Origin of the sequence: Peptoniphilus timonensis JC401 (assembly GCF_000312025.1) — a bacterium.
Classification (GTDB): Bacteria; Bacillota; Clostridia; order Tissierellales; family Peptoniphilaceae; genus Peptoniphilus_A; species Peptoniphilus_A timonensis.
The window spans coordinates 179,686-184,816 of the sequence record NZ_HE978594.1 but is presented as its reverse complement, the minus strand read 5'-3'; the positions used below and the strand labels follow the sequence as shown (position 1 = coordinate 184,816).

Annotated in this window: 5 protein-coding genes and 1 pseudogene; 3 read left to right on the top strand and 3 right to left on the bottom strand. The window is 31.5% G+C overall.

Annotated elements, in window-relative coordinates:
• Positions 1-56: 56 nt before the first annotated feature.
• Positions 57-764: an SIR2 family NAD-dependent protein deacylase gene (locus HGPT_RS04590; RefSeq protein ID WP_051007892.1), complete on the top strand. Its 708-nt coding sequence runs from the start codon at positions 57-59 to the stop codon at positions 762-764.
• On the top strand, positions 761-1,486 hold the full coding sequence (locus tag HGPT_RS04585; RefSeq protein WP_019138679.1) for a class I SAM-dependent DNA methyltransferase: 726 nt from the start codon (positions 761-763) through the stop codon (positions 1,484-1,486). Before HGPT_RS04590 ends, HGPT_RS04585 begins: the two co-directional genes overlap by 4 nt.
• A 159-nt stretch (positions 1,487-1,645) precedes the next feature.
• Here the strand turns inward: HGPT_RS04585 and HGPT_RS08680 are convergent, their stop codons facing one another.
• Entirely contained in the window at positions 1,646-2,413 is a 768-nt protein-coding gene (locus HGPT_RS08680; RefSeq protein WP_019138678.1) for a copper amine oxidase N-terminal domain-containing protein, read from the bottom strand.
• Between the two features lie 196 nt (positions 2,414-2,609).
• Between HGPT_RS08680 and hslO the strand changes: the two are divergent.
• Positions 2,610-3,529 (top strand): annotated as a pseudogene (gene hslO / locus HGPT_RS04575) (Hsp33 family molecular chaperone HslO).
• Positions 3,530-3,622: 93 nt separating this feature from the next.
• On the opposite strand, the gene HGPT_RS04570 reads toward hslO, so the two are convergent.
• Together HGPT_RS04570 and thrB are read right to left on the bottom strand one after the other, a co-directional pair.
• On the bottom strand, positions 3,623-4,126 hold the full coding sequence (locus HGPT_RS04570; protein ID WP_019138677.1) for an ECF transporter S component: 504 nt from the start codon (positions 4,124-4,126) through the stop codon (positions 3,623-3,625).
• Between the two features lie 100 nt (positions 4,127-4,226).
• Positions 4,227-5,131: homoserine kinase (thrB, locus tag HGPT_RS04565; protein WP_019138676.1), on the bottom strand; the 905-nt coding region annotated here is incomplete at its 5' end.

Below are 5,131 nucleotides of genomic sequence, written 5' to 3'. Positions count from 1 at the left end.
CATGTTTTTTAAGGTAGATGGGATTATGGATAAAATAAAAGAAGACAGCAGAATTAATTTTAAAATCAAAAAAAGTTTTTGCCCTAACAGGTGCAGGAATTTCTACAGATTCAGGCATTCCTGATTTTAGATCATCTACTGGATATTATTCCAAGATGGATCCAACACTTGCCCTTTCAAAGGACAGACTAATAAATCATCCAGAAATTTTTTATAAAGAAGGCTATAAAATTTTAGAAGACTTAAATGACCAAGAACCCAATGATGGTCACAAGGCCCTTGCAAAGATGGAAGAGCTTGGATATTTATCTGGAATTATTACACAAAATATAGATAACCTTCACGCAAAGGCAGGTTCAAAAAATATATATGAAGTTCACGGAGAAACTCGTGGCACTCATTGTATGTCTTGTGGAAAAGAATATCCCTTTGCCCTAATGCGTGAAAGAGTTGAAAGAGGAGAAATCCCACCTAAGTGTGATAAATGTGGCGGAGTAATAAGACCAAATGTTGTGATGTTTGGAGATATGATGCCAGATGATTTTGAAAGAGGAGCAAGAGAACTTGATTCAACTGATACCTTAATTGTTGTGGGCTCATCTCTTACAGTTTCTCCAGTAAATTTCTTGCCAAATTATGTCGATCATTTAATTATAATAAATAATGATCCTACACCAATGGACAGGCGAGCAGATTTTGTTTTCCATGAAAATTCGTCAAAAGTTCTTCAAGAAATTTTAAAGGAGATTGAAAGTAGATCATGATGTACGGAGATTTTGCTTATTTTTACGACAAGCTCATGTATGATCTTGATTATGAAAAAATTTATAAATTTATAAGAGAGCTTCTAGGGAAAAAATCTCTAGAAGCTAACTTAATTTTGGAAATGGCTTGTGGGACAGGAGGACTGACAGAAAAGTTGGTCAAGGACTACAAAGTCCACGCCTTTGATTTGTCAGAAGATATGTTAAGTGTCTGTGAAAATAAAATTAGAAGTAGAAATTTAAAACTATTTAAACAAAATATGGCAGCTTTTTCTGCTCCATCAACTTATGATGCAATTGTTTCTGTTGGCGACAGCTTAAATTATCTAACAGAAAAAGAAGATTTCGAGTCAGCTCTAAAATCAGCTTACAAGCACCTAAGAGATGATGGAATTTTTATATTCGACCTAAATACAGAGTACAAGTTTAAAAATATTGATCCAGTAACAGTTGATGAAGTCGAAGACGTCTTTTATATTTGGGAAAATATTTTTGATGAAGAAAAGAATTTAAACACTTATGGAGTTAATTTTTTTAGAAATACTGATGACAACAATTATAAGAGGTTTTATGAAGAACACCTTGAGAGGGCATACGACTTATCCTATGTAAAAAAGTTTTTAGAAGAAATTGGATTTAAAGAAATAGAAGTTTATGATGATTATGAATTTAAAGAAGTAAGTGATAAAACTTCGAGATATACAATAGTCGCACAAAAATAAAATACATTAAAAAAATGGCTTCCATGTAGGAGGCCATTTTTAGTAGATAAATTAAATTTTTAAATTCTCTTATAAGAAAGTAAACCTTTAAGGATGACAGAAAGCATATTTTTAAGGATCACAGAATACCTATTTTTAAGGATAACAGAAAGCATACTTTTAAGGATGACACCTTTTACATGCTTGGTAACCAGAATTTATTGCTTCTTCACGAGAGTTAAAAATAACTCTGTTGTGTTCTGCGATTTTATTAACAGATCCGCAACTTCCTCTGTGAAATTTAGAACTATTTGAATTCCCAACATATTTTGCATTTGTTGGAATATTATAAGTATTAAAATTATTTCCATTGCCAATAGGATTACCAACTAAGGTATTCACATTTGCAGTTTTATTAGTTTCAGCACTTTTTTCACTTGTATTAGTTTCAACAGTCTTTTCGGTTTTTTTAATTTCCTCTTTTTTAGGAGTAGCTTCCTTATTTTGTAAAGTGAAGTCATATCCACTTCCAATTACTACAGTTCTATTTGCATTGTCCCAATTGACTTCTTTGTCAAAAAGTTCTGCGATAACTCTAATAGGCACAAAAGTTCTGTCAGCTATTATTTTTGGTGCAACATCCATTTCCATCTTTATGTCGCCCTTGCTATAAAAGTTTTCACCAATTAAGAAAACAAAATAATCTTCACCTTGAGAAATAATTACTTGTTTCTCTTCTGGCATCCATTCTACATCAAGACCCAAATTTTCTGAAATCACTCTAGGTGGCACAAGAGTTCTACTTTCTTCTATAAAGGGTGCGACATCTGATTCTACATAATTGCCGTCAATCCATAACTTGATTTCATTATTAGCAAATGCATTTAAAGTCACTAGGCTAAAAAATAAGCAAAAAACTAAAATCAATTTTTCAAACTTCTTATTCAATTAAATTCCTCCTAACTATTTTGGCAGTCAAGCTGCTTATATATTGAATATATTATATTAAATAAAATATATAAAGACAACGTTTCTATAAAATTTTAAAAATTTTACTAATTTGAAAAATAATTAAAATTCCTCAAAAGCTTTAAAATACACCATTTTTACTTAAAAACTGTTATAATAGTAAACGGTGATTTAAATGGGATATATTTTAAGAGCAATAGATGATACAGAAACTATAAAAATTTCTGCTGCTATAACAACTGATGTTGTGGAAGAGGCAGCAAAGATTCACAAATTATCAAAGACTACTTCGGCAGCTCTAGGTAGAGTTCTTACTGCCACAGCAATTATTGGTTCTTGGCAAAAAAATGAAAAGGACTCAATAACTCTTTCCATTAACGGAAATGGTCCAGCTGGGTCTGTTGTTGCAACTTGCAAAAATGACGGCTTTGTGAAAGGATATGTGACAAATCCATCAGCAGATCTTCCTATAAGAGAATCTGATGGCAAAATTGATGTTGCTGGTGCAGTTGGTCAAGGAAATTTAACTCTTGTTATGGACACAGGAATGAAAAACCTTACACTGGAACAGTAAATCTTACTAGTGGCGAAATTGCAGAAGATCTTGCAGTTTATTTTTTACAATCTGATCAAGTTCCATCTGCAGTAGGTCTTGGTGTTTTAGTTGATGTTGATTATTCAATTAAGGCGGCAGGCGGCTTTATAGTTCAACTTATGCCAGATTGCAGAGAAGAAGAAATTGCAAAACTTGAAGAAAATTTGAAAAAACTTAACAATGTGACTTCAGTGATTGACGAGTATCACGATGCAGAAAAGTTAATTGAAATTTTAATGGGAGACATGAACTACAAAGTTCTTGAAAAAAGAGAAATAGAATACAAGTGCAACTGTTCACGTGAAAAAGTTGAAGATGCAATTGTATCTGTTGGTCCAAAGGAAATTGGTAAAATTTTAGAAGAAGACAAAAAAGCTGAAGTAAATTGCTACTTCTGCGACAAGGTCTATGATTTTGATGAAGAAGATTTAGAAAGAATGTTAAAAAAAGCTGAAGACATAAATAAAAATAGGGACGTAATTATCCAAGATAATTTTTAAAATTTTATAAAAAAGAAAGATAGCTTTTGAAGTTAGGACTAAAAATGATTTTAGTTTTACTCAGTTAGCTATCTTTTTTTTACGTTTTTTAGTTTAAAAATTTTTAAAAACTTTTTCCATTGGTTTTAAAACGATTAGGACAATTACAGATGAAACTGCAATTTGAATTAAGTTGCCTGGTATTGAGGCAAGAGGTGCAATAAATGATGACAAGATGAAAATTTCTCCTATGTAATAAACTAGAACTTTCACTATAGCTACAAGCACAAAGGACAAAATTAAATTTTTAATATTTAATTTTTTGTAATTCATTTTGTTTAAAATGTAGCCCATAATAAGTGCTGAAATTACTGTCATGGGTGACCAAAGAACCCAACCACTTGTGAAATCAAATAGACCCATTCCAAGAGCACCTGCTGTCATTCCAACTCGCTTGTCAAAAAATATTGCTGCAAGGAAAAAGGGGACATTGCCCAAGTGAATCAAACCTCCATTTGGGGAAAAGGGAAGTTGGATTTTTACTATCCAAGTGAATATATAGACAAGTGCAATAAAAAGTGATGTTATGACAAGGTCTTTAACCTTAAAATTTTTCATACTTACTCCTTTCACATTTTATTTTAAGTTAATAATACCAGAAATTGTCCTATAAAAAAAGAAAAAGGTCGACAATGCGACCTTTATTTTTTTAAAATTTTTAAATTAAGAAGGCTCCTCTTTTATCAATTTCTACTGGCATAACTTTGTAACTAGCTGATAGTTTTTCCAATTTACTTTTTATAAGTTTTTCTGACTTTCTATCACTAGATTTTAAAATCACCATTATAGTTGAACCAGCACCACTTAGGTAGTGACCAATGGCAGGGGAGTCAGCAATTATTTTTTCGATTTCATCAATTTCTGGAATTAGTTTTAATCTGTAGGGTTCGTGAATTTTATCTTCAAGGGCAGTTTTTAGATTTTCTTCATTTCCTGATATTAAAGATAAAATAAGCATAGAAACTCTAGAGATATTAAAGACAGCATCTTCTTTTGTGTAAGTTTGTGGAAGGGCTTCTCTTGCTAATTTTGTTGGAAGTTTAAAGTCAGGAATGATTGCCAAGAATTTAAAATTATTTGAGATTTCAAATTTTTCTACAAAAACTTCTTGTTTTTTTAAAATTGCTGCACTTGCATTGCCAAAGATAGCAGGTGAAACATTGTCTGGGTGTCCTTCAATTTCTGTTGCAATCTTTAAAATTTCTTTTTTATCAAATTCTTTATCCATGACAGAAAAGGCAGCCATTATTCCCATCACTATACAAGCTGCTGATGAACCAAGACCTCTTGATAAGAAAATATTTGTATTTACATCAAATTCCACAGGAATTATTTCTTTTTCGTAAAAATCAAAGGCATATTTGTAAGCCTTATATATTAAATTATCTTTAAGATTTTTTTCAAAAAGATCTTTATCAGATGTTTTTTTAAATTCACAAGTGTTATAAAGTCCGAGGGCTAGTCCCAGGGCATCAAAGCCAGGTCCAAGGTTTGCTGAACTTGCAGGCACTGAAATTCTCTTGCCACGAGATGCAAATTTCAAGACTTCTTCTTCAATTTCAT